Source organism: Nocardia heshunensis, assembly GCF_054782115.1.
The window spans coordinates 586,201-612,357 of the sequence record NZ_BAAGTC010000007.1; the positions used below are offsets into that span (position 1 = coordinate 586,201).

The window sequence follows — 26,157 nt, forward strand, 5'->3', positions numbered from 1 at the left end:
CGGCCGGGTATGTCGAACACGGGCGTCGCCGTGCGGCGTCCTCGGCCGGACTGCCAGCCCGGTCGAGGATCCTCACGCGAGTTCGAACAGTTCCGTGAAAGGGAATCACCATGACCGAGTCCTTGCCGTCCACCGCGGTCATCCGCGTCGGCCGCGCCAGCTTCGATCCGGCCGGGTTCGCGGCGTTCGACGCCCTGATCACCGAGCAGGCCGACTACCTGATCCCGGCCATCGAGCAACTGCCGGGCCTACGGCATTGGTACACAGGAGTTTCGCCGGACGGCACGACGGTCCAGGTCAGCATCTGGGACAACGAGGACCACGCGAAGCAGATGGACACGCTCGAGCAGATGGCGGTCGTCGCCCGCGGGGAGATGGAGGCGATCGGCGGCATCTTCGAGCGCCCGATCATCAACTACCCCATCAACTGGACCATCGAACCCACCGTGAACGAGTCGACGTCGCCCGCGGTCATCCATGTCGCTCGCGGTAGCTTCGACCCGATCCGGTTCGCGGAGGTCGACGCCCTGGCCACGAAACAGGCCGACTACCTGATCCCGGCCATCGAGGCTCTGCCGGGCCTGCTGCACTGGTTCACGGCGGTCTCGCCGATCGGCTCCATCGTGAACATCAGCATCTGGGACACCGAGGAACACGCCAAACAGATGGGCACGCTGAAGGAAATGGTCGAAACCGCGCGCGGTGAGTTCACCGCGCTCGGTGCGTTGACATTCGCCCCCATCGTCGACTATCCGATCGACTGGACCATCTGATCCGTCTGGAGTCGGTCGCGGAGGTAGGCAAGGATCTCGTCGCGGGCCTGCATCGTGGGGTGGCCTTCCTCGTCGACCAGGTGGGCGGTGACCACACTGTGTGGTGTCTGCACCACATGCTCGAAGAAGGGCGGCGGCTTGGGGTTGGCGTGCTCGCCGGAGAGGACGCGGCCGTCGAAGCGGTCGCCGAGCAACTGGCTGTAGGCGGCGAAACGTTGACCGGTGCACCATTTGTCGTTGTCGAAGCGGTAGGCGAGGGCGCGCAGGTCGTCGCGTTCGAAGCGCTCGGCGATCGCCTTCGCGTCCTCCGGGGATAGTTCCAGCCCGGCCGGGTCGTCGAGCGGCAGCGACGGGTGGTTGATGACCGGGGCGATGACGGCCGGTTCGAGGGTCATTGTCAGCGCGAAGTTTCCGGTGAAGCACATGCCCACCGCGCCGACCCCGGGTCCGCCGGATTCCGCGTGCGCCAGGCGGGCCAGGGCGCGCAGCCAGACGGCGACCGGGCTCGTGCCGCCGCCCGCGAAGGCGCGGAACTCCTTGCTGACGCAGGTCTTCCGGGCGATCGGCTCACCCAGTTCGAGGGTCGGGTAGGCGCCGTCGACTCCGAACAGGGACGGGACGTAGACGGTGAACCCGGCATCGCGCACCCACCGCGCAAACCGCAGCACGTCGGGGCTGATGCCGGGCATCTCGGGCATGACGATGACGGCGGGGCCGGAACCCGCGACGTAGACGGTCTTGTCGTCGCCCTCGAGGGAGATCACCCGCCGGTCGAAATCGGCGAGAGTGTCATCGGGCGTTAGGTTTTCGGACTCCACAGTGGGATGTTAACCGTGCAGGTAACGCACCAGCGCCTCGCGTTCGGTCTCCAGTTCGGAGATCTGACTCTTGACCACATCGCCGATGCTCACGACCCCGACCATCCGGCCGTCCTGCAGCACCGGCAGGTGCCGGATGCGGTGCTCGGTCATGGTGGCATTGAGGGTTTCCACTTGATCGTCCGGGGAGCAGGTGTGGACCGCGGCGGTCATGATCGATGAAACCGGGGCGTCGAGCAGCGACGCACCCTGACTGTGTAGCCGGCGCACGATGTCTCGTTCGGAGACGATGCCGGAAATGGCGGCGCCGTCGGCCGACACCACCACCGCGCCCACATTGTGTGCCGACAGGACTCTGAGCAGTTCACGCACCGTGGCATCCGGTGCAATAGTGACGACGCCGCTGCCCTTACGGCGCAGGATTTCCGAGATCCGCATATGTCCACCGCCCAAGCTCGGGACCAGAGATGGTTACCAGAATGCCGCTGATACCCGAGCGTGAACAGCAAAGATTACGAACGGATGCCTAACTGGAAGCGAGGGCATCCAGGGCGGATTCGATCGCCCGGTGGAAGGTGGGGTAGGCCAGGATCATCTGTCGCAGTACAGCGGTCGGGACTTCGGCATGGACCGCGACGGCCAGCGCGCTGAGCACCTCGCCGCCCTGCGGGCCGACCGAGCAGGCCCCGACGAGCACCCCGCGATCGGCGTCCTCGATCAGTTTGATGAATCCGGCATTGCCCACTTTGTGGATCCAACCGCGCACGGAGGCGGGCACTTCGGTGTATCCGATGCGGACGTTCAGCCCGGCCGCGCGGGCCTGCGCCTCGGTCATACCGACCGCCCCGACTTCCGGATCGGTGAATGTCACCCGGGGCACCGCGCGATACTGCGCCACCTCCGACCCCTCGCCGAGAATGTCGGCCGCCGCGATCCGCGCCTGATACATGGACACGTGTGTGAACGCGCCCGCGCCGGTGACATCCCCGATGGCCCACACCCCGTCGGCCGCCCGCATCCGGTTGTCCACCGGGATTGACTTGGCACTCTCGTCCAGCCCGACCGCCCCGATTCCCAACGCCGACAGCTCGCTTCGCCGCCCGGTCGCCACCAGCAGCCGCGCGCCGCGTACCGAGTCACCGTTGTCGAGCGCGAGCGTGAACTGTTGCCCGTCGTACCGCACTCCGGTACCACGCACCCCGCTACGCACTTCGATCCCTTCGCCCGCGAACACTGTGGCCAGCAACTCCCCTGCCTCGGGTTCGTCCTGCGGCAACAGCCGACGCGGCACCACCACTGTCACCCGAGCCCCGAACCGCGCGAAGATCTGCGCGAACTCCACGCCGACCGCGCCCCCGCCGAGCACGATCAGCGACTCGGGAACCTCGGTGGCCGTCACCGCCTCCCGATTGGTCCAATACGGCGTCCCCGTCAGCCCGTCCAACGGCGGAATCGCCGGAGCCGTCCCCGGATTCAGCAGAATGCCCCGCCCGGCCCGCAACACCCGCTCCCCGTCCGGAGTCGTCACCGTCACCTCACCGGGCGCGCTGAGCTTCCCCCACCCGCGCACGAAGGTGCCGCCCGCCTTCTCGAACCGCTCGACCGCGACCGTGTCATCCCAATCATCGGTGGCCTCGTCCCGGATCCGATCCGCCACCGGCCGCCAATCCGCCTGCACGGTCGCCGATCCCGCCATGCCGTCCACCCGCCGCGCCTCGGCAACCAACCCCGCCGCCCGCACCATCATCTTGGTGGGCACACAAGCGTAGTAAGGACATTCACCGCCAACGAGCCGCCCCTCGACCCCTACCACCGAAAGCCCGGCCCGAGCCAGCCGAGTAGCGGCATCCTCACCGCCGGGCCCCATCCCGATCACCACGACGTCCACGGATTCGGCAGGCACACGCTCTCCTTCGTTGTACGGCTCGGACTCCGTGCCGATGCTGCCATCAATCCGTGCCGCTGCCGCTCACCGGTGTCGATCGATCGAATATTTGCCGGTAGATATCCATGGCGTGACTCGTCGTTGCGGGTGCACCGACTTCCAGTCGGAAGGTGCGCGAGCCATCGGGTAGTCGCTTCGCACGGAGGAACAGGTCGGTGGATCGCCGGCGCTCCGACAGTCCGGAGGCGTAATCGTACAAGTGGGTCACCACAACGACTTTCACGCCCGAGTCGAGCAGCGCCTCGGTGATCGGGGTCAGTATGTCGGCGGCCTCCCGCTCGCTGGTCGAGGAGAAGGGCTCGTTCCACAGCACCAGGGATGTCGGTGTGATCCGACCCGTCAGGTCGCGCATCCGCACCAACTCCTCGTTCAACCGGCCGTAGGTCATCGAGGAGTCATCCGGGATGCGGAAGTGGGTGAAAATTCCGTCGCGGATGTCTGCTTCATAGGCTTCCGCGACGACGAACATGCCCGCCTGCATCATGATCTGGGCGGCGCCGAGGCTGCGGACGAAGGTCGATTTCCCGCCGCTGTTGGCGCCCGTGATCATGGTCAGCAGCTTGCCCCGACCGTCGATCGAGTTTGCCTCCACCACCGAGACGGCCGACAGACACAGCGCCGGGTCGCGCAATGAGCGGAAGCTGAACGATGCACCGCTGCCCTGCGGCAAAGGCTTAGGGAAGCAGACGGCATACCCGTCCCGTTGCAGGCGCTCGAAGAGGTTCGCGCAACCGACGTAGAAGGCCAGTTCGGTCTGTAGATCTCGAAAGAAACGGTCGATCGTCTCGGTGGCGTGGGAGACCACGTCGGCGACGCGATCGAGGCTGTTTCCGACGAGACGCCAGAGGTACTTCTTCGCGCTCTCGTCGGTGTCGGAGACCGCTACGACACGCCGTCCGCGGGCGCCGAAGACCGATTGCCGGAGTCCAGAGGGCGTTGGCGGTTCGTGCAAGACGGGGTTGGCGATTCCGCCGCCGGATCCGAGCTCTGCGCTGATCGCGTATCCATGTTCGAACTGAAGGACTTCCAGATGACGCTCTACTTCGGTCAGATACTCTTCGCCGAATGTGTCGGTCAGCCTCTTCGCCAACCCAGAGAATCCCTCCGAGTTGAAGTTCGAGGAATGCAGCTCACACGTGGTCCGCAACCGACGCAGGAAACCGATCAGCTTGGTGAGCGGTTCCAGTGATAAGTAAAGCTTTCCACGCGCCCCGCGGTCGCGACCGACCATCCAGCGTCGCGTGCCCGCGGCTTGGGTGGCAATGGCGTAGAGCTCCCGAACCAGTGCCGGATTCGCGCAGCTATCGGCCACCACTCGCTGCCGGTAGGCGATGACATCGGGGTCGTTCGACGATCGTGGAATGACCTCGGCGGCGACGGTCCGGATGAACTGGTCACCACCTGCCATCGCGCCGTACATGATTGACAATTCGAGATCGTCGGCGACGGTTGTGCCATTGTCTCCAACCGGGGACGAACCCCATCCGTCCGGACCGAGCAGGTTCACCCTCACCGCGTCACCCGGCCGACGATCGCGTCGTAGGAGAGGTCGAACCGATCTGCCAGGGCTGCCGCGTATGCCCTGCCGTCCGCGGGCTTTCGTTCCAGCTTGAAGGTCCGCAGCGTCGGATCGCCGCCGATGCCCGCGACCATGCTCACGATGCCGTCGAGCCTCGAGAGTTCGTCGAGAAATGTCACGAAGACGGCGATGGATTTCCGTTCCGAGATTCGGCGCAAGACTTTCTCCCCGATTTGCCGAGCGTCCACGGACGTGGTCGAGCTGAAACTCTCGTTCAGGATGATGATCGTGCGCTCTGTCGAGTGCTCGAGTGTCTCACTGATCGCCGCCAGTTCGCTCTGTAGCCTGCCGGCGGCGTCGGAAGAGTGTTCACGCCTCTCGAAGTGAGTGCTTATTCCATCGGCGAGCATGACCCTGGCCTGTCTTGCCGGAACCGGACAGCCCAGTGCCGCAAAATAAGCCACCTGACCGAACATTCGGGCGAAGGTGCTTTTGCCGCCCTGATTCGGTCCGGTGACGACAATGATGCGTTCATTGCCGGTGAGCCGATAGTCATTGGTGACGGGCAGGATTCCTTCGTCGGCACGCTTCACCGCGAGCGCCAAATCATACGCACCCTGCACTCGAATGCCCTCGAACGAGTCGGTGGCCTCGGGAAGGCAGAATTCCAAGCCGCGGGCCGACAATCTGTCGACCAGTCGGAGATAGGAAAAATAGAATTGGAGTTCATCCGCGACACGTTCGATCACCGGATCCATGAATCCGCTACCGGAGTCCGCGTGCCTCATCATTCGGCCGAACGGCAGTGGGAACATCTGAGCGAGCTCGTCGAGAACCCGCTCTTCGACCGGGTGCACGCTCGTTGACCACGGAATGCTGTCCTGCTCGGGCGGTGTCCAGCCGTCCGTGAAAGGCGCGAGCAGATTCTCGACCGTCGCGGTGTAATCGGGTGCGCCGCTGGCCTCGTCGAGCACGATCCTGTGGTCGTCGATCCGCATCGAGTAACGGATTCTTCCAAGGTCGGCGAGGGTTTCCTTGCACTGCAAGACAAGTCCCTGGAACTCGGCTCGGTCGACGTAGGTGTTCAGGTAGTCTCGCCACGATTTCAGCCCGCGCGACTCGGGTGCGATTCCATCCAGACTCCGATGCAGGGCCAACACCGTCTGGCAGTAGGTATTCAAGACATCAAGACGACGCCTGCACCTGAGGATCGAGTGGTCGACCATCGACAGTTCGGTAAGGCGCTGCCGGATCTCGCTGATCGCCCGCGAAAACGACTCCAGCGGCGTGCGCAGGGTCGGCGAGGAAAGATCCTCGAAGACCTCTCGCCGGTACTCGACATCCTCGCTGTGCAGGAGTGGCGCTCGCAGGAGGCGGTCGACCGATGCGCTGCTACCCGGCACCGCGATCTCGGCGAAGATGCGTTCGAGATTCAGGTCGGAAACAAGAGTCGCAGTGGGCGGCACGATGGTTCTGTGCTCCGGATCGCGCCATAGGACACTCGGCAATTGCACCATCGGATCGTCTCCCCTCGCTACGTCCAGCGGACGCCGCTTCCCATCCGCCCCCAGACTAGTTCAGCGACCGTGCTGCGAGTCGAAGGTGAAAACTCGGCCCCCGAGGAGCAATTGGGTGCCCGGTTCCAGGACGGTGAGGCGGCCGGGGTCGACTCGGACCCAGTCGGTTCGGCCGGGTGGCCGAATGTGGGTGCCGTTGGCAGAGCCCCGATCCATGACCAGCACATCCCATTCCATCAAGCGGATCTCCGCGTGGACGCGGGACATGCCGCCGGAGGCGTCGGGGATGCGGATGGCGTGGGCGCCCTGGCGGACGTGTTCGGAGCGTTCGGGTTCGCGGCCGATGACCACGTTGGTGTCGAGGACGTAGGAGGTGCCGTCGTCGAGGAGGAGGACGCCCAGGGGTGGGCGGACGCCTTCGGTGAGCACGCAGGTCATCTGTTCCATGCGGATTCCGCAGACCGTGCAGAAGGAACCGCGGGGGTCGTTGAGATGGCCACGGGCGCATTTGAATCCGTGCACGACGACCTCGGTCTTGGGTGTTGCAGGCGCTGCGACTTTGCGGTTCATGCCGGAATCGGGTGCCGCGCGGCCGTTTCGGCGGTCGGTCGGTCGCCGCCTGGGCTCCGGCCGCGGGGATCCGCTGGGGCGGGACGGGTTTTCGGCCCGCTCGCCCAGCCACATCACCGCTCCCGAGCCGGGCATCCGACCGTCGCGCAGCGACCACACGCCCGGTGGTGGCAGGTCGTCACGCGCGCCCTCCTCGTCGACGAAGAGCGCCGCCGCCCGCGCCGGGCCCGGACTGACGACCCGGTCGACGGTGAATCCGGCGTCGCGCCCGCGCAATACCTCGCGATACTCACTGCCTTCGAGCACGGCGGTCACCTGCCCGTGCAGGAACACCGCGAGGCCGCGATTGCCCGGGGTGAGCACCCCGAATTCCACCCGTTCCTCGTCCTCGCGGGCCATCAGCCAGGTGCTGACGAGTCGCGCGAAGGTGCGCCCGGTCCGCCGTGTCTCCCGTGACGCCGCCTCGGCGACCATTTCGAGAATCTTGTCCAGCACCGCGACGGCGTCGGAGTCGGCGGTCAGCAGGCTCGAATCCCGGTGCGCGACTACCACGACCACCCCGTCGATGCTGGCCACCAGGTGCCGCCCGGGCACCACCTCCACCCGACCGGTCATATCACCCGGCCCCCGCGGAACCGCCAGCGTGGCAGCAGCACCCGGATCGGGCCGTTGACGAACAGCCAGAACACCAGCCAGGTCAGTGTGAAGTCGATGCCGAAGGCGAGCGCGGACGGCCGCAGGCCGTGTGGCAACACGATCCCGGTGTAGCGCACCAGCACCCACATGAGCAGCCCCTCGTTCACGATGGTCACGAGACCGAACAGCGTCGGCCAGTCCTTGTCCCACCGGAACTGCTGCAGCGCGTGATACAGCAGCTCCCACCCCACACCCACCAGTATCACCGCGATCAGGACGGTCAGGGTGACTCGGTAACCCTGTAGCAGCGACATCCGCCCCATCGGCAGCAGCGGTGTCACGAGCAGCGCCACCAGCACCCCGATGATCGCGAGTACCAGGACGCGGGTCTGGATGCGGCCGCTGAGTGTCGGGGTCATGCCGGAATCTTTCGATTGTTGACCCATAGCCACCACTGCCGCAGTGACCGCAAGGCCGTCAGCCGCCCGCAGAAACCGAGCGCCGCCAGATCGTCGGCGATCTCGAGTGCCGCGTATTGCAGGCCGAGGAACGAGTCGACCGCGGCGAAGTATCCGCCGAGTGTGGCACTGCCGGAGGCATACATGCGTCCATTGCCACTACGCGTGCCGTGCAATTCGAAGGTCCGGTCCACATCCAACCGGCCGAGCGGATTGCGCCCCGCACCTGCGTGATCGAGCAGATCGGCCAGCAGCCGATGCTCGCGGATGTCGGCTTCCAGTCCGGTGCAGTCGATGATGTAGTCGGCGTGCGTGTCGATCGGACGATCCGGCAGCGGAAACCGCAGCGTCGGATCGACTTCCGGCACCACCGTCGTCACCACGCCGGGCCTGCCCCGATCCGGCCGCAGGTTGCGCGCCGACCCCACCATCACCTGATACCACCCCTGCGCCCGCCCGCGCGCCAGCTGCGCCTGCCAGGTCTTGTGCGGCGGTGTCGTGGTGCCGCCCATGGTCTTCAGCGCCTCGGCCCGCTCGCGTCCCTCGAGATTGCGGAGCCGTTGTCTGAGCTGACCCCCGAAGCTGGCCTTGGGAAAATTGAACGCCTGATACGCCCACCCGTCGCCGCCCGGTCGGCGCGCGAGCCCGGCGGGACCGTGCGGCCCCGAGACGAAATTCCGGAACAGATGCAGGATCTGGGTATTGAGCCGCAACCGGTCCCGGTCGTCGATCAACCTTTGCAGTACCCGGCTGGCAACGATGCCGCTGCCGCGCACCATTACCGTGCCCGGCCGCCGCTGCAGCGCCTCGTACACGTGCTCGTGCGGTTCGTAGGCGTTCACCACCCGGGTGGGATCGCGATAGCGCTCGCGGTACTCCTGCAGATCCGGCAACAGCCGCAGCCCGGGATAGCCGACGGCGATATGAACGTAGCTGCTGCGGAACGCGATTCGCTTGGTGGCCGAGCGCCCCTCCGGCGGTGTGAGGATGGTGAAGTAGCCGCCGCCGTAACGCCTGCGCACCATGCGTACTTGCCCTCGATGCAACGATCGCGCGAAGTCCACCCGATGGAACTCCCGCTCCAACGCGGTGAACACCTGCCCCGCGCGCGGCGTGTAGAACTCGGCGAAAACGGGCTCCACCAACACATTCCACAGTGGTTTCAGCGTTTTGTCCGCTATCGCCTCTCTGACCGCATACGACGGAAACCCCCACAGATTGTCCGGCATCCCCCCGGAATCACTGCGCAGCCGTTCCGATCGCGGAATCTGCGACACCCGGGTCAGGTATTCGTAGGACCCCCACGGCACCTCCTGCGGCCCGAGCACCGCCATCGCCTGTCCCGGTACCCCGTAGATCCGCAACGCGTCGAACAACGTGAACGATCCGAGCCCGCTGCCCACCGTCACCAGTGGCACATCGATCACCGGAATCCCCGCCTGCCCCACCAATTCGTCAGTCCAGACGTCGGTTTCGATGAGGCGTTGCGTGATGTCTCCCCTCATTCGCGGGATGCTACCGGTCACGTCTTACCGATCGACTGCCATCGACTTATTGCCGGACAGGCGACGAGGCGACGCGCGCACCAGTTCGGGCGAAGCTGACCCGCGGTCCCCCACCAGGCACGTAGCATGCGGAACGTGGCCGATGCCAAACGTCCCGCCGCGGTGCGGGTTCTCGTCTACAGCAATGACGCCGATACTCGGAGCCAGATCATGCTGGCGCTGGGGAGAAGGCCGCACCCCGAGTTGCCACCCATCGAGTACGTCGAGGTGGCCACGGGTCCGGTCGTCGTGGAGCGCCTGGACGCCGGGGGGTTGGATCTGTTGATCCTCGACGGTGAGTCGGCCCCGACCGGCGGTCTCGGCCTGGCCAAGCAGCTGAAGGACGAAATCGCCGACTGCCCACCGATTGTCGTGCTCACCGGCCGCCCCGATGATGCGTGGTTGGCCAATTGGTCGCGCGCCGAGGCGGCGGTCTCGCACCCCATCGATCCGATCCGGCTGACCGACGCCGTGCTGGGTGTGCTCGGTAGTAGCTTCGCGGCCTGATCACAGGCCGATCTTCCTTCGCCCTGTGATCAGGGCGTTTCCATGTCACGTGACATTGGCGATTGCGTCGATTCGGTCATAAAAGACCGTTCCGAATTCGATCAAACGCAATCGCCAATCGTCATGTATCTTCTGGTCCGGGTTGTAATCTGTGCCGTAGCTCACACGAGCGCGGGCCTCGGTATCAATGGACATCGGTATCAATGACGCCGCCGCCTCACTCGCTGCTGCCATCCGTTCGTGCGTTGTCCAGCTCGCAGGAGGGGTAGTTCTGTTGTGAACATAGAAGTGCCGACCCTTGTCCTCGGCGCGGTTGCCGCCGCGTTCGGGGTGTTCTCGATATTCCTGGCGGCCCTCATCGGCCCCAAGCGCTACAACCGGTCCAAGCTCGAAGCCTACGAGTGCGGCATCGAACCCACGCCCCACGCCGTCGGCGGCGGGCCGGGAAATGCTGCGGGCCAACGCTTTCCGGTGAAGTACTACCTCACCGCCATGCTGTTCATCATCTTCGACATCGAGATCGTGTTCCTCTACCCGTGGGCCGTGCACTTCGATGCGCTCGGAGTGTTCGGGCTGGCGGCGATGGCGTTGTTCATCTTCAACGTCTCCGTCGCCTACGCCTACGAATGGCGGCGCGGCGGGCTCAGCTGGGACTGATTGGCGCAAAAGCCAATTCACTCAAGACGCCCCGGCCTCGCCGGGGCGTCCCGATCCGGGAGATGTAGTCCGACATGGGTCTCGAGGAGAAACTGCCCAGCGGGTTCCTGCTGAGCACGGTGGAAGATATGGCCGGCTATCTGCGCAAGAGTTCGCTGTGGCCGGCGACGTTCGGCCTGGCCTGCTGCGCGATCGAGATGATGGCCACCGGCGGCGGGCGATTCGATATCGCCCGCTTCGGCATGGAGGCGTTCCGCGCCTCCCCGCGTCAGGCCGATCTGATGATCGTCGCCGGGCGGGTCAGCCAGAAGATGGCTCCCGTCCTGCGCCAGGTCTACGACCAGATGACCGAACCCAAATGGGTGCTCGCCATGGGTGTTTGCGCATCCTCGGGCGGCATGTTCAACAACTACGCCGTCGTGCAGGGCGTCGACCACATCGTGCCGGTCGACATCTACCTGCCCGGCTGCCCGCCACGGCCGGAAATGCTGTTGAACGCGATCCTGAAGCTGCACGAGAAGATTCAGGAAATGCCGCTCGGCGTCAATCGTGAGGAAGCGATTCGCGAGGCCGAGCGCGCGGCGCTCGCCAGCACCCCGACCATTCAACTGAAGGGGCTGCTGCGATGAGTTTCGATGCACCCACCGGCACGGAGAGCCCCCCGGAGGCGGCCGTGGAACCACCCGAAAATACCGCAGGGACAACAGAATCCAGCGAACCCACCGCGCCCGCCGAGGAAGTCATCGGCGTGCGCAAGGGCATGTTCGGGGTCTCGGGCACCGGCGACACCTCCGGCTACGGCCGCCTGGTGCGCACCATCAATATGCCCGGCAGCACGCCGCCGCCCTACGGCCCGGCTTTCGACGAGATCATCGCGCACCTGCGGCTGGCGCTGGCCAAGACCTTCGAGGAGGCGATCGAGAAGATCGTCGTCTTCCGGGACGAACTGACCCTGCACATCCGCCGCGAGCATCTGGTGCGAGTGGCGAAGACGTTGCGCGACAACGAGGCCCTGCGTTTCGAACTGTGCCTGGGGGTGAGCGGCGCGCACTATCCGGAGGACACCGGGCGCGAACTGCACGCGCTCTACCACCTGCTCTCCATCACCCACAACCGGCGAGTGCGCCTGGAAGTCTCGGTGCCGGACGCAGATCCGCACATGCCGTCGCTGTACTCGGTCTATCCGACCAACGACTGGCACGAGCGGGAGACCTACGACTTCTTCGGCATCCTGTTCGACGGCCACCCCTCGCTGACCCGCATCGCCATGCCCGACGACTGGCGTGGCCACCCCCAGCGCAAGGACTATCCGCTCGGCGGAATCCCGGTCGAATACAAGGGCGCGCGCATCCCACCGCCCGATGAGCGGAGGTCGTACTCGTAATGAATGACATCGACACCAAGTCCCAGCCGGCCACACAGGAACGACCCGAACGCGCGGTCACCGTCGTCGGTAACGACTGGGACGAGATTCGCAGTGCGCTCGACGGCGTTGCCGAGGAGCGCATCGTCGTGAACATGGGCCCGCAGCACCCCTCCACGCACGGGGTGCTGCGGCTCATTCTCGAGATCGAGGGTGAGACCGTCACCGAGGCCCGCTGCGGCATCGGCTATCTGCACACCGGCATCGAGAAGAACCTCGAGTACCGCAGCTGGGTGCAGGGCACCACCTTCGTGACCCGCATGGACTACCTGTCGCCGTTCTTCAACGAGACGGCGTACTGCCTGGCGGTCGAGAAGCTGCTGGACATCACCGACGATATTCCCGAGCGCGCCAGCGTCATTCGCGTGCTGCTCATGGAACTCAACCGCATCTCCTCGCACCTGGTGGCGCTGGCCACCGGCGGCATGGAACTGGGTGCGCTCACCCCGATGCTGTTCGGCTTCCGCGAGCGCGAACTCATCCTGGACGTCTTCGAGAACATCACCGGTCTGCGCATGAACCACGCGTTCATCCGCCCCGGCGGCATCGCCCAGGATCTGCCGGACGACGGCGTGCAGAAGGTTCGCGAACTTCTCGATCTGCTGCCGAAGCGGCTGCGGGACATGGAGTTGCTGCTCAACGAGAACCCGATCTGGAAGGCCCGCACCCGCAATGTCGGGTATCTGGACCTGACCGGCTGCATGTCGCTGGGCATCACCGGTCCGGTGCTGCGCTCCACCGGCCTGCCGCACGATCTGCGCAAGACCCAGCCGTACTGCGGTTACGAGAACTACGAATTCGACGTCCAGGTCGACACCGGCTGCGACTGCTACGGCCGCTACCTCATCCGCGTCAACGAGATGAAGGAGTCGGTCAAGATCGTCGAGCAGTGCCTCGACAAGCTGCGGCCGGGCCCGGTCATGGTGGCGGACAAGAAGATTGCATGGCCTGCCGACTTGCAGCTCGGGCCGGACGGCCTGGGTAATTCGCCCAAGCACATCGGCAAGATCATGGGGACCTCGATGGAGGCGCTCATCCACCACTTCAAGCTGGTGACCGAGGGCCTGCGAGTCCCGCCCGGCCAGGTGTACGTGGCGGTCGAATCGCCGCGCGGTGAGCTGGGCGTGCACATGATCAGCGACGGCGGCACCCGGCCCTACCGGGTCCACTACCGCGACCCCTCCTTCACGAATCTGCAAGCGGTGGCGGCAATGTGCGAGGGCGGCCTGGTCGCCGACGTGATCGCCTCCGTCGCCTCCATCGACCCGGTGATGGGTGGTGTCGACCGTTGACCGAGATCCTGCTCAACCTGACCGTGCGGCCCATCCCCTACCCGGAGAAGGTCCGCGACCGGCTGCAAGTCGAGGCCCAGGAGATCATCGAACGCTATCCGCATTCGCGTTCGGCACTGCTTCCCCTTTTGCATCTCGTGCAATCGGTGGAGGGGTACGTCTCGGGGACCGGCATCGAATTCTGTGCCGAGCAGCTGGGATTGACCGATGCCGAGGTCACGGCGGTCGCGACCTTTTATTCGATGTACCGGCGCACGCCGACCGGTGACTATCACGTCGGTGTCTGCACGAACACACTGTGTGCAGTCATGGGCGGGGATCAGATCTTCGCGGAACTGAAGCAGCACTTGGGGATCAAGCACGGGGAGACCACCGCCGACGGCGCGGTCACCCTCGAGCACATCGAGTGCAATGCCGCCTGCGATTACGCGCCCGTCGTGATGGTCAACTGGGAGTTCTTCGACGACCAGACGCCGGAGTCGGCCAAGGCGATGGTGGATGCGCTGCGGCGCGGCGAACAGGTCACCGGCTCGCGCAGCGGGATTCCGCTGTGCACCTTCCGGGAGACCGCACGCATTCTGGCGGGCTACGAGGACCAGCGGCCCGGAGCCACCGACGGTGCGGCGGGACCCGCCACGCTCGCCGGTCTGCAGGTCTCCGAACAGGATTCGACCGGAGGTGCTCGGTGACGACTGCTCTGACACCCGTCCTGTCCAAGCACTGGGGCGATCCGGACGGTTGGACACTGGCGGCTTACCGCCGTCAGGGCGGTTATAAGGCGCTGCCCAAGGCTTTGAAGATGCAGCCGGACGACGTCATCGCCACCGTCAAGGACTCCGGTCTGCGCGGACGCGGTGGCGCGGGCTTCCCGACCGGCATGAAGTGGGGCTTCATCCCGCAGGGTCCCGGCCCGGACGGCGTCACCAAGCCGCACTATCTGGTGGTCAACGCCGATGAGTCGGAACCCGGTACCTGCAAGGACATTCCGCTCATGCTGGCGGCCCCGCACACCCTCATCGAGGGTGTCATCATCGCCGCCTACGCGATTCGCGCCTCGCACGCGTTCATCTATGTGCGCGGCGAGGTCGTGACGGTGCTGCGGCGCTTGCAGGCCGCGGTCCAACAGGCTTATGCCGCAGGCTATCTCGGCCGCAATATCCAGGGTTCGGGCTTCGACCTCGAGATCGTGGTGCACGCCGGCGCGGGCGCCTACATCTGCGGTGAGGAGACCGCACTGCTGGATTCCCTGGAAGGTCGTCGCGGTCAGCCGCGCCTGCGCCCTCCGTTCCCGGCGGTCGCCGGCCTCTACGCCTGCCCGACCGTGGTCAACAATGTGGAATCCATTGCGTCCGTGCCGTCCATCCTCGCCAACGGCGTGGAGTGGTTCCGGTCCTTCGGCACCGAGAAGTCGCCGGGGTTCACCCTCTACTCGCTCTCGGGTCACGTGACGCGACCGGGCCAGTATGAAGCGCCCCTCGGAATCACGTTGCGGGAGTTGCTGAAATACGCGGGCGGCGTCCGCAAGGGCCACACCCTGAAGTTCTGGACCCCGGGCGGTTCGTCCACCCCGATCTTCACCGACGAGCACCTCGATGTCGCGCTCGACTACGAGGGAGTGTCGGCGGCGGGTTCCATGCTCGGCACGAAGGCGCTGCAGATCTTCGACGACACCACGTGTGTGGTGCGGGCGGTGCTGCGCTGGACCGAGTTCTACGCCCACGAGTCCTGCGGCAAGTGCACGCCGTGCCGTGAGGGGACCTACTGGCTGGTCCAGTTGCTCGAGCGGCTGGAGCACGGCCAGGGCCACGAGACCGACCTGGACAAGCTCGCCGATATCGCCGACAACATCAACGGCAAGTCCTTCTGCGCCCTCGGCGACGGTGCGGCCAGCCCGATCTTCTCCTCCCTCAAGTACTTCCGCGACGAGTACGCCGAGCACATCCGCCTCGGCGCCTGCCCGTTCGATCCGGCCCGTTCCACCGTCTGGGCCGAAGGAGCGCGATGACATCCACAGTGAGCTCCAGTACCAGCGGCGGGGTGACGCCCTCCGACATGGTGACCGTAACCATCGACGGCACAACGGTTTCCGTGCCACCGGGGACGCTGGTGATTCGGGCCGCCGAACTCATCGGCACCCAGATCCCGCGCTTCTGCGACCATCCCCTGCTGGATCCGGTCGGTGCGTGCCGCCAGTGCCTGGTCGAGGTCGAGGGCCAGCGCAAGCCGGTCGCGTCCTGCACCCAAACCGTGGCCGAGGGCATGGTGATTCACACCCAGCTCTCCTCCCCCGCCGCCGCCAAGGCTCAGGAGGGGGTGATGGAGCTGCTGCTCATCAATCACCCCCTGGACTGCCCGGTGTGCGACAAGGGCGGCGAGTGCCCGCTGCAGAACCAGGCCATGTCCAGCGGTCGCGCCGAATCCCGTTTCGACGGCGAGAAGCGCACCTACCCGAAGCCGATTCCGCTGTCGTCGGCGCTGCTGCTGGATCGTGAGCGCTGCGTGCTGTGCGCGCGTTGCACCCGGTTCTCGCAGCAGGTGGCCGGTGACCCGTTCATCGAACTGATGGATCGCGGTGCGCTGCAACAGGTCGGGATCGCCGCCGGGGAGCCGATGGACTCCTACTTCTCCGGCAATACCGTGCAGATCTGCCCGGTCGGCGCGCTCACCGGCAGCACCTACCGCTTCCGTGCGCGGCCCTTCGACCTGGTGTCGAGCCCGGCGGTGTGTGAGCACTGCGCGTCGGGTTGCGCGCAGCGCACCGATCACCGCCGCGGCAAGGTGATGCGTCGCCTGGCCGGTGACGATCCGCAGGTCAATGAGGAATGGAACTGCGACAAGGGCCGTTTCGCGTTCGCCTACGTCACCGAACGCGACCGCCTCACCACCCCGATGGTGCGCAGCTGGAAGGACGGGACGCTACAATCCGCGTCCTGGTCGGAGGCGATCAATGCGGCCGCGCGCGGGCTGGCCTCGGCGCGCGGCAATGCGGGTGTCCTGCTCGGCGGCCGCGTCACCCTCGAGGACGCCTACGCGTACTCGAAGTTCGCGCGAGTCGCGTTGAACACCAACGACATCGACTTCCGCGCCCGCGAGCACTCCGGTGAGGAGGCCGACTTCCTGGCCGCCCGCATTGCCGGACAGGGCGTCACGGTCGACTACGCGGCCCTGGAACGCGCGCCGTTCGTGCTGCTGGTCGGCTTCGAGGCCGAAGAGGAATCCCCGATGGTGTACCTGCGGCTGCGGAAAGCCGCGCGCCGCAACGGAACTCCGATCTACTCGCTGGCCCCGTACGTCACCCGCGGCCTGCAGCGGATGTCCGGGACGCTGCTGCTGACCGCGCCCGGCGCGGAGCCGCACGTGCTCGAATCCATCCGCACGGGTGTCACCGACGAGACCACAGCCGGTTACACCCGCCTCGGCGAGGTGGCGTCGCTGCTGCGGGAGCCGGGCGCGCTCATCCTGGTCGGCGAACGGCTCGGCGGTATCCCCGGTGGCATGTCCGCCGCGGCCCGCCTGGCCGACGAAACCGGTGCGGCCATGGCCTGGATTCCGCGTCGCGCCGGTGAGCGCGGTGCGCTGGAGGCGGGCGCACTGCCGGTGCTGCTGCCGGGTGGCCGTCCCGTCGCGGATCCGTCTGCGCGAAAACAGGTTCAGGACGCCTGGGGTATCGGTGACCTGCCGATGACCCCGGGCCGCGACACCTCCGCCATCCTGGCGGCCGCACCGACGCTGGGCGCGCTGCTCATCGGCGGTGTCGAGGTCGGCGATATGCCCGACCCGCACGCCGCGCTCCGCGCCATCGACGCCGCCTCCTTCGTGGTGTCGATGGAGTTGCGCCGCAGCGATATCAGCGACCGCGCCGATGTCGTCTTCCCGGTGGCCTCGGCCATGGAGAAGGCGGGCACCTTCCTCACCTGGGAGGGCCGTCACCGGCAGTTCGATGCCGCACTGCGCGACTCCACCGTGCGCCGCGAGGCCGCGCCCATGCCGGAATACCGGGTCCTGGACGCCATCGCCACGGACATGGGCATGCGCCTGGGCTTGCCCGACGCGGCCAGTGCCCGTGCCGAATTGGCCGATCTCGGGGTCTGGGACGGCCCGGCCGCCGCGACCCCCGTGCACCGCCCGCACCCGATCGCCCAGCCGAATCCGGGCACCGCGGTGCTCGCCTCCTGGCGCATGCTCATCGACCGCGGTCGACTGCAGGACGGCGAACCCAACCTGGCCGGGACGGCCCGCACCCCCGTGGTCCGGCTGTCCTCGCACACCGCCGCCGAAATCGGCGTCACCACCGGCGATCCGGTGACGGTCGGCAACGACCACGGTCACATCACGCTGCCACTGGTCGTCACCGAGATGCCCGACCGCGTGGTGTGGCTGCCCATGAATTCCCCCGGCTCCGACGTGCTGGTGCAGCTCGGAACCACGCCCGGCCACATTGTGCGCATCCGACGGGAGGACCACCGTGAGTGATCTGAGTATGTTCGGCCACGACCCGTGGTGGCTGGTGCTGGTCAAATCGATCGGCATCTTCGTCTTCCTGCTGCTGATCCCGATGCTCGCGGTGTACGCGGAACGCAAGATCGTGGCGTTCATGCAGATGCGCGTCGGACCCAACCGGGTCGGGCCGCGCGGCAGCCTGCAGTCGATTGCCGACGGCGTGAAGATGCTCCTGAAAGAGGACATCATCCCGGCGATCGTCGACAAGCCGATCTTCATTCTCGCGCCGGTCATTTCGCTGATCCCGGCCGTGATGGCATTCGCAGTCATCCCGTTCGGGCCGACGGTGACCATGTTCGGACACCGCACCCCGCTACAGCTGACCGATATGCCGGTGGGTGTGCTCTACATCCTCGCCATGGCCTCGGTCGGCGTGTACGGCATCGTGCTCGCGGGCTGGGCGTCGGGTTCCACCTATCCGCTGCTGGGCGGGCTGCGCTCCACCGCGCAGGTCATCTCCTACGAGATCGCCATGGCGCTGTGCTTCGCGGCGGTGTTCCTGCTCTCGGGCACCATGTCCACCTCGGGAATCGTGAAGGCGCAGTATGGAACCTGGTATGTGTTCCTGCTGCTGCCGTCGTTCCTGATCTACGCGGTGTCCATGGTCGGTGAGACCAACCGCGCGCCCTTCGACCTCCCCGAGGCCGAGGGCGAGCTGGTCGGCGGCTTCCACACCGAGTACTCCTCGCTCAAGTTCGCCATGTTCATGATGGCCGAGTACATCAACATGGCAACGGTTTCCGCGCTGGCCACAACGCTGTTCTTCGGCGGCTGGCACGCGCCGTTCCCGATCAGCCTGTGGGCGGGCGCGAACTCCGGCTGGTGGCCGATGATCTGGTTCGTCGCCAAGGTGTGGACGTTCCTGTTCGTATTCATCTGGCTGCGCGGCACACTGCCGCGACTGCGCTACGACCAGTTCATGAACCTGGGCTGGAAGCTGCTCATCCCGGTGTCGCTGGCCTGGGTTATGTTCGTGGCAACCCTGAAGGTGCTGCAGGACAACGGGACCCATATCCAGACGGCTGGCATGGTGATCGGCGGCATCGTCGTCTCGGTCGTGATGCTGGGTCTGGTGATCCGGGCCGGGCACGCGGGCGACGATCGCTCCAAGGCGTCGCCGGATCCCGACTCCACCAAGGCGTACTCGGACTTCCCGGTGCCGCCGATGCCCGCCGAACCGATGGCGGCCACGCCGAAACCCGGTCTGCTGGAACCCCTCGGCGGGTTCTATGTCACCGCGTCGACCATGTTCAAGAAGCCCAATACCGAGCTCTACCCCGAGGTCAAGACGCCGACCGCGCCGCGCTACCACGGGCGGCACCAGCTCAATCGGCATCCCGACGGTCTCGAGAAGTGCATCGGTTGCGAGTTGTGCGCGTGGGCCTGCCCGGCCGACGCCATCTTCGTCGAGGGTGCCGACAACACCGAGGACGAACGCTTCTCGCCCGGTGAGCGGTACGGCCGCGTCTACCAGATCAACTACCTGCGCTGCATCGGTTGCGGCCTGTGCATCGAGGCGTGCCCGACGCGGGCGCTGACCATGACCAACGAGTACGAGCTGGCCGACGACAACCGGGCCGACCTCATCTACGAGAAGCAGGATCTGCTCGCGCCGATGGAGCCGGGCATGGTCGCCGCGCCGCACGACATGTACCCAGGTGCGGACGAGGGCTCCTACTACCGCGGCGAAGTCCCCGGTGCGCCCAGCGAACTCGCCGGAGCCGAAGGGACGAAGAAATGATCGATCCGTTGGCTACCAACATCGCCCAGCAGGGTCAGCAGATCGTCACCCACACCTCCACCGGTGAGGCCGTGCAGTTCTGGATCCTCGCCGTGGTGGCGGTGCTCGGCGCGCTCGGCATGGTCTGCGCGCGCAAGGCCGTGCACTCGGCACTGTGCCTGGCGGCCACCATGATCACGCTGTCGGCGTTCTACATCGCACAGAGCGCACTGTTCCTGGGCATCGTGCAGATCGTCGTCTACACCGGCGCGGTCATGATGCTGTTCCTGTTCGTGCTCATGCTCGTCGGCGTGGATTCCGCGGAGTCGCTGCGGGAGACACTGCGCGGGCAGCGGCTCGCGGTCATCGTGGTGGGCATCGGATTCGGGATGCTGCTCATCGGCGGCATCGCCAGCGGTGTCCGCGGCAAGTCGGTCGCCGAGACCGGGCCCGGCCTCGGCGGCAACGACACCATCGGTGCGCTCGCCGAGCTCATCTTCGTGCGCTACGTGTGGGCGTTCGAGCTGACCGGTGCGCTGCTCATCACCGCCACCATCGGCGCGATGGTGCTTGCGCACCGCGAAAGGTTCGGGCCCCCAACCGATCAGCGCACGCTGTCGAAGGAACGCTTCCGCGTCGGCACCCGGGTCACGCCGCTGCCGACGCCCGGCGTGTACGCCCGCCACAATGCCGTCGACTCGCCCGCGCGACTGCCGGACGGCACCTTCGAGGAGCTGTCGGTCAGCAGCATTCTGCGGCACCGCCGCGACCGCGCCCACACCGAGGCCGTGGTGCTGACCGTCGGAGACGGCAACGGCGACAACGACAGTGACGGCAACGACTCCCCCGAGGAAGGCTTGCGGTGAACCCGGATAACTATCTGTACCTCTCGGCGCTGCTGTTCACCATCGGCGCGGCGGGAGTCTTGGTGCGGCGCAACGCGATCGTGGTGTTCATGTGCATCGAGCTCATGCTCAACGCGGTCAACCTGGCGTTCGTCACCTTCGCGCGCGTGCACGGCAACCTCGACGGTCAGGTGTTCGCCTTCTTCACCATGGTGGTCGCGGCCGCCGAAGTCGTGGTGGGCCTGGCCATCATCATGAGCATCTTCCGTGCCCGCCGCTCGACCTCGGTCGACGACGCCAGTCTGCTGAGGTACTGACGTGGACACCTCGCAGATGATGTTGTGGCTGCTGCCGGCGCTGCCGCTCGCGGGTGCCGTGGTCCTGCTGCTGCTCGGCAAGGTCAGCGACAAATGGGGGCACCTGCTCGGGACCCTCATGGCGCTGGCCTCGTTCGGGGTGGCGGCGTGGGCGTTCAACGACATGCTCGGCCGGTCGAATGCGCAACGGGCCGTGCACTACACGCTGTTCGAGTGGGCTCCGGTCAACGGGCTGAAGATCGACTTCGCCCTGCAAATGGATCAGCTGTCGATCTGCTTCGCGCTGCTGATCACCGGGGTGGGATCGCTGATCCACATCTATTCGGTCGGCTACATGGCCCACGATCCGGGGCGGCGGCGGTTCTTCGCCTACCTCAACCTGTTCCTGGCCGCCATGCTGGTGCTGGTCCTCGCCGACAACTACCTGGTGCTGTACCTGGGCTGGGAAGGCGTCGGCTTGGCGTCCTACCTGCTGATCGGGTTCTGGTACGAGAAGCCTTCCGCCGCAACGGCGGCCAAGAAGGCGTTCGTGGTCAACCGGGTCGGCGACATGGGGCTGGCCATCGCGTTGATGATCATGTTCGCGACCTTTGGGTCCATCGACTTCCGGACCGTGTTCGGGGCGGCCGGGCACGCGAGCACCGGAACCCTCACGGCCATCGGATTGTTGCTGCTGCTGGGGGCCTGCGGTAAGTCCGCGCAGGTGCCGCTGCAGTCCTGGCTCGGGGACGCGATGGAGGGTCCGACACCGGTTTCGGCGCTCATCCACGCGGCCACCATGGTCACCGCCGGTGTGTATCTGATCGCGCGGTCCAATCCGATCTTCGATCTCGCGCCCGGCGCACAGGCTGCCGTGATGGCAGTCGGTGCAGTGACTTTGGTGTTCGGTGCGATCATCGGTTGCGCCAAGGACGACATCAAGAAGGCGCTGGCAGCTTCGACCATGAGCCAGATCGGGTACATGGTGCTCGCCGCCGGACTCGGGCCGGTCGGCTACGCGGCCGCCATCATGCACCTGCTGACCCACGGCTTCTTCAAGGCCGGGCTGTTCCTCGGCGCGGGCTCGGTCATGCACGCCATGAACGACGAGACCGATATGCGACGCTACGGCGGGCTGCGCAAGCTGCTGCCGGTCACCTACGCCACCTTCGGGCTCGGATACCTTGCGATCCTGGGGGTTCCGCCGTTCGCGGGATTCTGGTCCAAGGACCGCATCATCGAGGCGGCGTTCACGCACGGCGGATTCGGGGGCATCGTCACCGGGATCGCGGCGCTGTGTGGTGCGGGCGTCACGGCCTTCTACATGACCCGTGTCATGATCTTCACGTTCTTCGGTGAAAAGCGCTGGCGGGAGGGCACACATCCGCACGAGTCACCCGCCTCGATGACCGGGCCGATGATTCTGCTGGCGTTCGGTTCGGTGTTCTCCGGCATGCTGTTCGCCTACGGTTCCTCGCTCACCAACTGGCTGGCCCCGGTCGTCGGCGTGGACCACGGCGAACCGTTCATCCCGGCCTGGGCGATCACCTTCTTCGCTCTCGCCGTAGTGGCAGCAGGCATTTGGATCGCCTACGACCAGTACGCGAGCAGCCCGATCCCCGAAACCGCGCCCGCCGCATCGCCGCTCGTCGAGGCCGCACGTCGTGACCTCTACGGTGACGCCGCCAATGAGGCCGCGTTCATGCGGCCCGGTCAGCATCTGACCCGGTCGCTGGTGTTCGTCGACAACCGCGGCATCGACGGTCTGGTCAACACCACGGCCGCGATCGTCGGCGGGTTGTCCGCTCGAATCCGGCGGGTGCAGACCGGGTTCGTGCGCTCCTACGCCCTGTCCATGTTCACCGGCGCGGCCCTGGTGGTCGCCGCCCTGCTGGCGGTGAGGTTGTTTTGAGCGACTTTCCTTGGCTGACTGTGCTGTGGGCGGTTCCGCTGGCCGGGGCCGCGCTGGCACTGCTGTTCCCTGGTAGCTGGCGTACGGGGGTGCGGAGTTTCGCGCTGCTGGTGTCCGTCGGCACGCTCGGTATCGGGATCTATCTGGCCACACAGTTCAAGAGCGGTGGCGAGCAGTACCAGTTCGTCGAGAAGCGGGAATGGATCCCGGCCTTCGGGGCGGGCTACACGCTCGGAATGGACGGCATCGCACTGGTTCTGGTGTTGCTGACCGCCGGACTGGTGCCGCTGCTGCTGCTCGCCGGATGGCAGGACGAGCGGGAGGTCGGCAGCGGGCCGCGGGTGGCGCACTACTACGTGGCGCTGACCCTGGTCGTCGAGTCCATGGTGTTGATCTCGTTCACCTCCTTGGACATTCTGCTGTTCTACGTGTTCTTCGAGGTCATGCTCATCCCGATGTACTTCCTCATCGGTGGATTCGGTCCCAAGACCGGGGATCCGGCGGTGCGGCAGCAGCGGTCTCGGGCCGCGGTGAAGTTCCTGCTGTACAACCTGTTCGGCGGGCTCATCATGCTGGCGGCGGTCATCGGGCTGTACGTCATCACCGCGCGCGAGAAGCTGGGCAGCGACGGCGGCGGCACCTTCGACTTCCGGACCGTCATGCAGGCCGCCAACTCCGGGCACCTGGGCGCGACACCGGCGGTGCTCAACGCGCTGTTCCTCGGCTTCATGTTCGCGTTCGCGGTCAAGGCTCCGCTGTGGCCGCTGCACACCTGGCTGCCGGACGCCGCCGTCGCGGCGACACCGGCCAGTGCGGTGCTCATGATGGCGGTGGTCGACAAGGTCGGGACCTTCGGCATGCTACGCTACTGCCTGCTGCTGTTCCCTTCGGCCACAGCCACTTACGCGCCGTTGATCAGTGTGCTCGCGGTGATCGGGATCATCTACGGGGCGCTGCTGGCCATCGGGCAGACCGATGTCATGCGGTTGATCGCCTACACCTCGATCTCGCACTTCGGGTTCATCATTCTGGGGATCTTCGCGCTCACCACGCAGGGCGGGACCGGGGCGACGCTGTACATGGTCAACCACGGCATCTCCACGGCGGCGCTGTTCCTCATCGCCGGATTCCTGGTGTCGCGCCGCGGATCTCGCGCCATTGCCGCGTTCGGCGGTGTGCAGAAGGTCGCGCCGATCCTGGCAGGCACCTTCTTCATCTCCGGCCTGGCCACGCTGTCGCTGCCCGGACTCGCGCCGTTCATCAGTGAATTCCTGGTCTTGATCGGCACATTCACCCGCTACCCGGTGGCGGCCATCTTCGCGGCTTCCGCGCTGGTGCTGGCGGCGCTGTACATCCTGTGGATGTACCAGCGGATGATGACTGGCCCGGTCAAGGAGGGCAACGAGCGCCTCTACGATCTGCTGCCGCGCGAAATGGTGGTCGTGGTGCCGCTGATCGTCGCGCTGCTGTTCCTCGGCGCGTACCCGAAACCGGTGCTGGACCGGATCGATCCGGCCGTCGCCAAGACGCTCACCACCATCGGCCAGCACAATCCGGCCCCGGCCGTCCAGCCGGAAGCCGCCCAGACGAACACCGGAGGTGCCCACAAATGAGTGGAGGTCTGCTGCTCGCCGCGACAGTCCCGGCACCGAGTATCGAGTACCGGTACCTGTCACCGATGCTGATCGTGTTCGGGGTCGCCGTCGCGGGCGTACTTGTGGAAGCGTTCGCGCCCCGGCGCTTGCGGTACGGAACGCACCTGGTGCTGGGTCTCGGCGGACTGGCCGTGGCGCTGGGCGCGGTGATCGGGCTGCGCGATGTGCGCGATACCGCCGTGGTGGGAGCCGTTGCCATCGACGGGGTTTCACTGTTCCTGCAGGGCACCATCCTCGTGGTGGGCATCCTCGGGCTGCTTTTCATCGCCGAACGTCGCGCCGACCGCATGCCGGTGCGGCGCGAAGGACCGGGAACCTGGAGCCTGACCGCCTCGCGCGGCGGGGTGGACGCCTTCGCCCCGCAGGCGGCCTCGACACCCGGCAGCTCCGATGAAATCGCCGCCACCAAAGCGGGAGTCGCGACCACCGAGGTCTTCCCGCTCACCCTGATCGCCATCGCCGGGCTCATGCTGTTCCCGGCGTCCAACGATCTGCTGGTCATGTTCGTGGCGCTGGAAGTGCTGTCGCTGCCGCTGTACCTACTGTGCGGGCTGGCGCGGCGTCGCCGGTTGCTCTCGCAGGAGGCGGCGCTGAAATACTTCCTGCTGGGGGCGTTCTCGTCGGCGTTCTTCCTCTACGGGATGGCGCTGCTCTACGGGTACGCCGGCACCGTGCGGCTCGAAGGCATCGCCGAGGCCGTGACCCGTGACGCCGGAAACTCGCACATCCTGGCCATTCTCGGCGTCGCCATGCTCGCCGTCGGACTGCTGTTCAAGATCGGCGCGGTGCCGTTCCAGTCCTGGGTGCCCGACGTCTACCAGGGCGCGCCCACCCCGATCACCGCATTCATGGCCGCCGCCACCAAGATCGCGGCAGTCGGTGCATTGTTGCGGGTGCTGTACATTGCGGTCCCGGATCTGCGCAATGACTGGCGCCCGGTGCTCGCGGCGGTGGCCATCGCCACCATGGTCGTCGGCGCGATCCTCGCCGTCACCCAGACCGATATGAAGCGCATGCTCGCGTATTCCTCTGTCGCCCACGCCGGTTTCATCCTGACCGCGTTGGTCGCGGCCACCACCGCAGGCGTCTCCTCGGTCCTGTTCTACCTCGTCGTCTACAGCCTCGGCACCCTCGGCGCCTTCGCCATAGTCAGCCTGGTCCGCGACGAAAACGGTGACGAGGCAACGGGCCTGTCTTCCTGGGCAGGCATGGGCCGCCGCTCCCCCTGGCTGGCAACCATCTTCTCCCTCTTCCTCCTCTCCTTCGCCGGCATCCCCCTCACCAGCGGCTTCATCGCCAAATTCGGCGTCTTCGCCGCAGCAACCGGCGGCGACGCCGCAACCCTGGTAATCGTCGGCGTAATCTCCAGCGCCATCGCCGCCTTCTTCTACATCCGAGTAATCGTCCTCATGTTCTTCACCGACCCCCCAACCGCCCCACCAACCCTCGTCTACCCGACGATGACCAGCACCATCATCGCGATAACCGCCGCAGCCACCCTCGTCCTCGGCATCTACCCCCAACCCCTCCTCGACCTGGCAAAGAACGCCTCAGTCTTCACCCACTAACC

At 66.3% G+C, this 26,157-nt stretch carries 24 protein-coding genes; 15 read left to right on the top strand and 9 right to left on the bottom strand.

Annotation, left to right across the window (positions count from 1 at the left end):
* Nucleotides 1–110 precede the first annotated feature (110 nt).
* On the top strand, nt 111–773 hold the full coding sequence (locus ACYVN4_RS25890; RefSeq protein ID WP_460724583.1) for a hypothetical protein: 663 nt from the start codon (nt 111–113) through the stop codon (nt 771–773).
* Here the strand turns inward: ACYVN4_RS25890 and ACYVN4_RS25895 are convergent.
* From ACYVN4_RS25895 to ACYVN4_RS25930, 8 genes are all read right to left on the bottom strand, one after another.
* Complete coding sequence (locus ACYVN4_RS25895; RefSeq protein ID WP_460724584.1) at nt 749–1,591, bottom strand: dienelactone hydrolase family protein; 843 nt, start codon at nt 1,589–1,591, stop codon at nt 749–751. The genes ACYVN4_RS25890 and ACYVN4_RS25895 overlap by 25 nt on opposite strands.
* Before the next feature lie 9 nt (nt 1,592–1,600).
* Nucleotides 1,601–2,029, bottom strand: a complete 429-nt coding sequence (locus ACYVN4_RS25900) for a CBS domain-containing protein (protein ID WP_460724585.1) — start codon at nt 2,027–2,029, stop codon at nt 1,601–1,603.
* 88 nt (nt 2,030–2,117) lie between these two features.
* Complete coding sequence (locus tag ACYVN4_RS25905; protein WP_460724586.1) at nt 2,118–3,494, bottom strand: dihydrolipoyl dehydrogenase family protein; 1,377 nt, start codon at nt 3,492–3,494, stop codon at nt 2,118–2,120.
* Nucleotides 3,495–3,540: 46 nt separating this feature from the next.
* Nucleotides 3,541–5,049: a MutS-related protein gene (locus ACYVN4_RS25910; protein ID WP_460724587.1), complete on the bottom strand. Its 1,509-nt coding sequence runs from the start codon at nt 5,047–5,049 to the stop codon at nt 3,541–3,543.
* The gene (locus ACYVN4_RS25915; protein WP_460724588.1) at nt 5,046–6,572 is read right to left on the bottom strand and encodes a MutS-related protein; all 1,527 of its coding nucleotides are present in this window, start codon (nt 6,570–6,572) and stop codon (nt 5,046–5,048) included. Before ACYVN4_RS25915 ends, ACYVN4_RS25910 begins: the two co-directional genes overlap by 4 nt.
* Nucleotides 6,573–6,632: 60 nt before the next feature.
* The gene (locus tag ACYVN4_RS25920; protein ID WP_460724589.1) at nt 6,633–7,757 is read right to left on the bottom strand and encodes an FHA domain-containing protein; all 1,125 of its coding nucleotides are present in this window, start codon (nt 7,755–7,757) and stop codon (nt 6,633–6,635) included.
* The gene (locus ACYVN4_RS25925) at nt 7,754–8,197 is read right to left on the bottom strand and encodes a hypothetical protein (protein ID WP_460724590.1); all 444 of its coding nucleotides are present in this window, start codon (nt 8,195–8,197) and stop codon (nt 7,754–7,756) included. Before ACYVN4_RS25925 ends, ACYVN4_RS25920 begins: the two co-directional genes overlap by 4 nt.
* Entirely contained in the window at nt 8,194–9,741 is a 1,548-nt protein-coding gene (locus tag ACYVN4_RS25930) for a hypothetical protein (protein WP_460724591.1), read from the bottom strand. The genes ACYVN4_RS25925 and ACYVN4_RS25930 overlap by 4 nt, the downstream gene beginning before the upstream one ends.
* A 126-nt stretch (nt 9,742–9,867) precedes the next feature.
* Between ACYVN4_RS25930 and ACYVN4_RS25935 the strand changes: the two genes are divergently transcribed.
* Nucleotides 9,868–10,287, top strand: a complete 420-nt coding sequence (locus ACYVN4_RS25935) for an Rv3143 family two-component system response regulator (RefSeq protein ID WP_460724592.1) — start codon at nt 9,868–9,870, stop codon at nt 10,285–10,287.
* A gap of 45 nt (nt 10,288–10,332) precedes the next feature.
* On the opposite strand, the gene ACYVN4_RS25940 is transcribed toward ACYVN4_RS25935, so the two are convergent.
* A complete protein-coding gene (locus ACYVN4_RS25940; protein WP_460724593.1) occupies nt 10,333–10,521 on the bottom strand; it encodes a hypothetical protein in 189 nt (62 codons plus the stop codon).
* A gap of 42 nt (nt 10,522–10,563) precedes the next feature.
* On the opposite strand from ACYVN4_RS25940, the gene ACYVN4_RS25945 reads away from it, so the two are divergent.
* From ACYVN4_RS25945 to nuoN, 13 genes are all read left to right on the top strand, one after another.
* The gene (locus ACYVN4_RS25945) at nt 10,564–10,944 is read left to right on the top strand and encodes an NADH-quinone oxidoreductase subunit A (protein ID WP_452398095.1); all 381 of its coding nucleotides are present in this window, start codon (nt 10,564–10,566) and stop codon (nt 10,942–10,944) included.
* Between the two features lie 74 nt (nt 10,945–11,018).
* A complete protein-coding gene (locus ACYVN4_RS25950; RefSeq protein WP_379352028.1) occupies nt 11,019–11,573 on the top strand; it encodes a NuoB/complex I 20 kDa subunit family protein in 555 nt (184 codons plus the stop codon).
* The gene (locus tag ACYVN4_RS25955; protein WP_460724594.1) at nt 11,570–12,328 is read left to right on the top strand and encodes an NADH-quinone oxidoreductase subunit C; all 759 of its coding nucleotides are present in this window, start codon (nt 11,570–11,572) and stop codon (nt 12,326–12,328) included. The genes ACYVN4_RS25950 and ACYVN4_RS25955 overlap by 4 nt, the downstream gene beginning before the upstream one ends.
* Nucleotides 12,328–13,659, top strand: coding sequence for an NADH dehydrogenase (quinone) subunit D (nuoD, locus tag ACYVN4_RS25960; RefSeq protein WP_460724595.1), 1,332 nt, complete (start codon nt 12,328–12,330; stop codon nt 13,657–13,659). Before ACYVN4_RS25955 ends, nuoD begins: the two co-directional genes overlap by 1 nt.
* A complete protein-coding gene (nuoE, locus tag ACYVN4_RS25965) occupies nt 13,656–14,348 on the top strand; it encodes an NADH-quinone oxidoreductase subunit NuoE (protein WP_460724596.1) in 693 nt (230 codons plus the stop codon). The genes nuoD and nuoE overlap by 4 nt, the downstream gene beginning before the upstream one ends.
* Complete coding sequence (gene nuoF, locus ACYVN4_RS25970; protein ID WP_460724597.1) at nt 14,345–15,664, top strand: NADH-quinone oxidoreductase subunit NuoF; 1,320 nt, start codon at nt 14,345–14,347, stop codon at nt 15,662–15,664. The genes nuoE and nuoF overlap by 4 nt, the downstream gene beginning before the upstream one ends.
* Entirely contained in the window at nt 15,661–18,132 is a 2,472-nt protein-coding gene (locus tag ACYVN4_RS25975) for an NADH-quinone oxidoreductase subunit G (RefSeq protein WP_460724598.1), read from the top strand. The genes nuoF and ACYVN4_RS25975 overlap by 4 nt, the downstream gene beginning before the upstream one ends.
* Complete coding sequence (gene nuoH, locus ACYVN4_RS25980) at nt 18,125–19,900, top strand: NADH-quinone oxidoreductase subunit NuoH (protein WP_460724599.1); 1,776 nt, start codon at nt 18,125–18,127, stop codon at nt 19,898–19,900. Before ACYVN4_RS25975 ends, nuoH begins: the two co-directional genes overlap by 8 nt.
* On the top strand, nt 19,897–20,745 hold the full coding sequence (locus ACYVN4_RS25985; RefSeq protein ID WP_460724600.1) for an NADH-quinone oxidoreductase subunit J: 849 nt from the start codon (nt 19,897–19,899) through the stop codon (nt 20,743–20,745). Before nuoH ends, ACYVN4_RS25985 begins: the two co-directional genes overlap by 4 nt.
* Nucleotides 20,742–21,041 (top strand): NADH-quinone oxidoreductase subunit NuoK, encoded by a 300-nt coding sequence (nuoK, locus tag ACYVN4_RS25990; protein ID WP_379352020.1) that lies wholly within the window; start codon nt 20,742–20,744, stop codon nt 21,039–21,041. Before ACYVN4_RS25985 ends, nuoK begins: the two co-directional genes overlap by 4 nt.
* A 16-nt stretch (nt 21,042–21,057) precedes the next feature.
* On the top strand, nt 21,058–22,932 hold the full coding sequence (gene nuoL / locus ACYVN4_RS25995; RefSeq protein WP_460724686.1) for an NADH-quinone oxidoreductase subunit L: 1,875 nt from the start codon (nt 21,058–21,060) through the stop codon (nt 22,930–22,932).
* Nucleotides 22,929–24,545: an NADH-quinone oxidoreductase subunit M gene (locus ACYVN4_RS26000; protein WP_460724601.1), complete on the top strand. Its 1,617-nt coding sequence runs from the start codon at nt 22,929–22,931 to the stop codon at nt 24,543–24,545. The genes nuoL and ACYVN4_RS26000 overlap by 4 nt, the downstream gene beginning before the upstream one ends.
* Nucleotides 24,542–26,155: an NADH-quinone oxidoreductase subunit NuoN gene (gene nuoN / locus ACYVN4_RS26005; RefSeq protein ID WP_460724602.1), complete on the top strand. Its 1,614-nt coding sequence runs from the start codon at nt 24,542–24,544 to the stop codon at nt 26,153–26,155. The genes ACYVN4_RS26000 and nuoN overlap by 4 nt, the downstream gene beginning before the upstream one ends.
* The last annotated feature ends 2 nt before the right edge of the window (nt 26,156–26,157 follow it).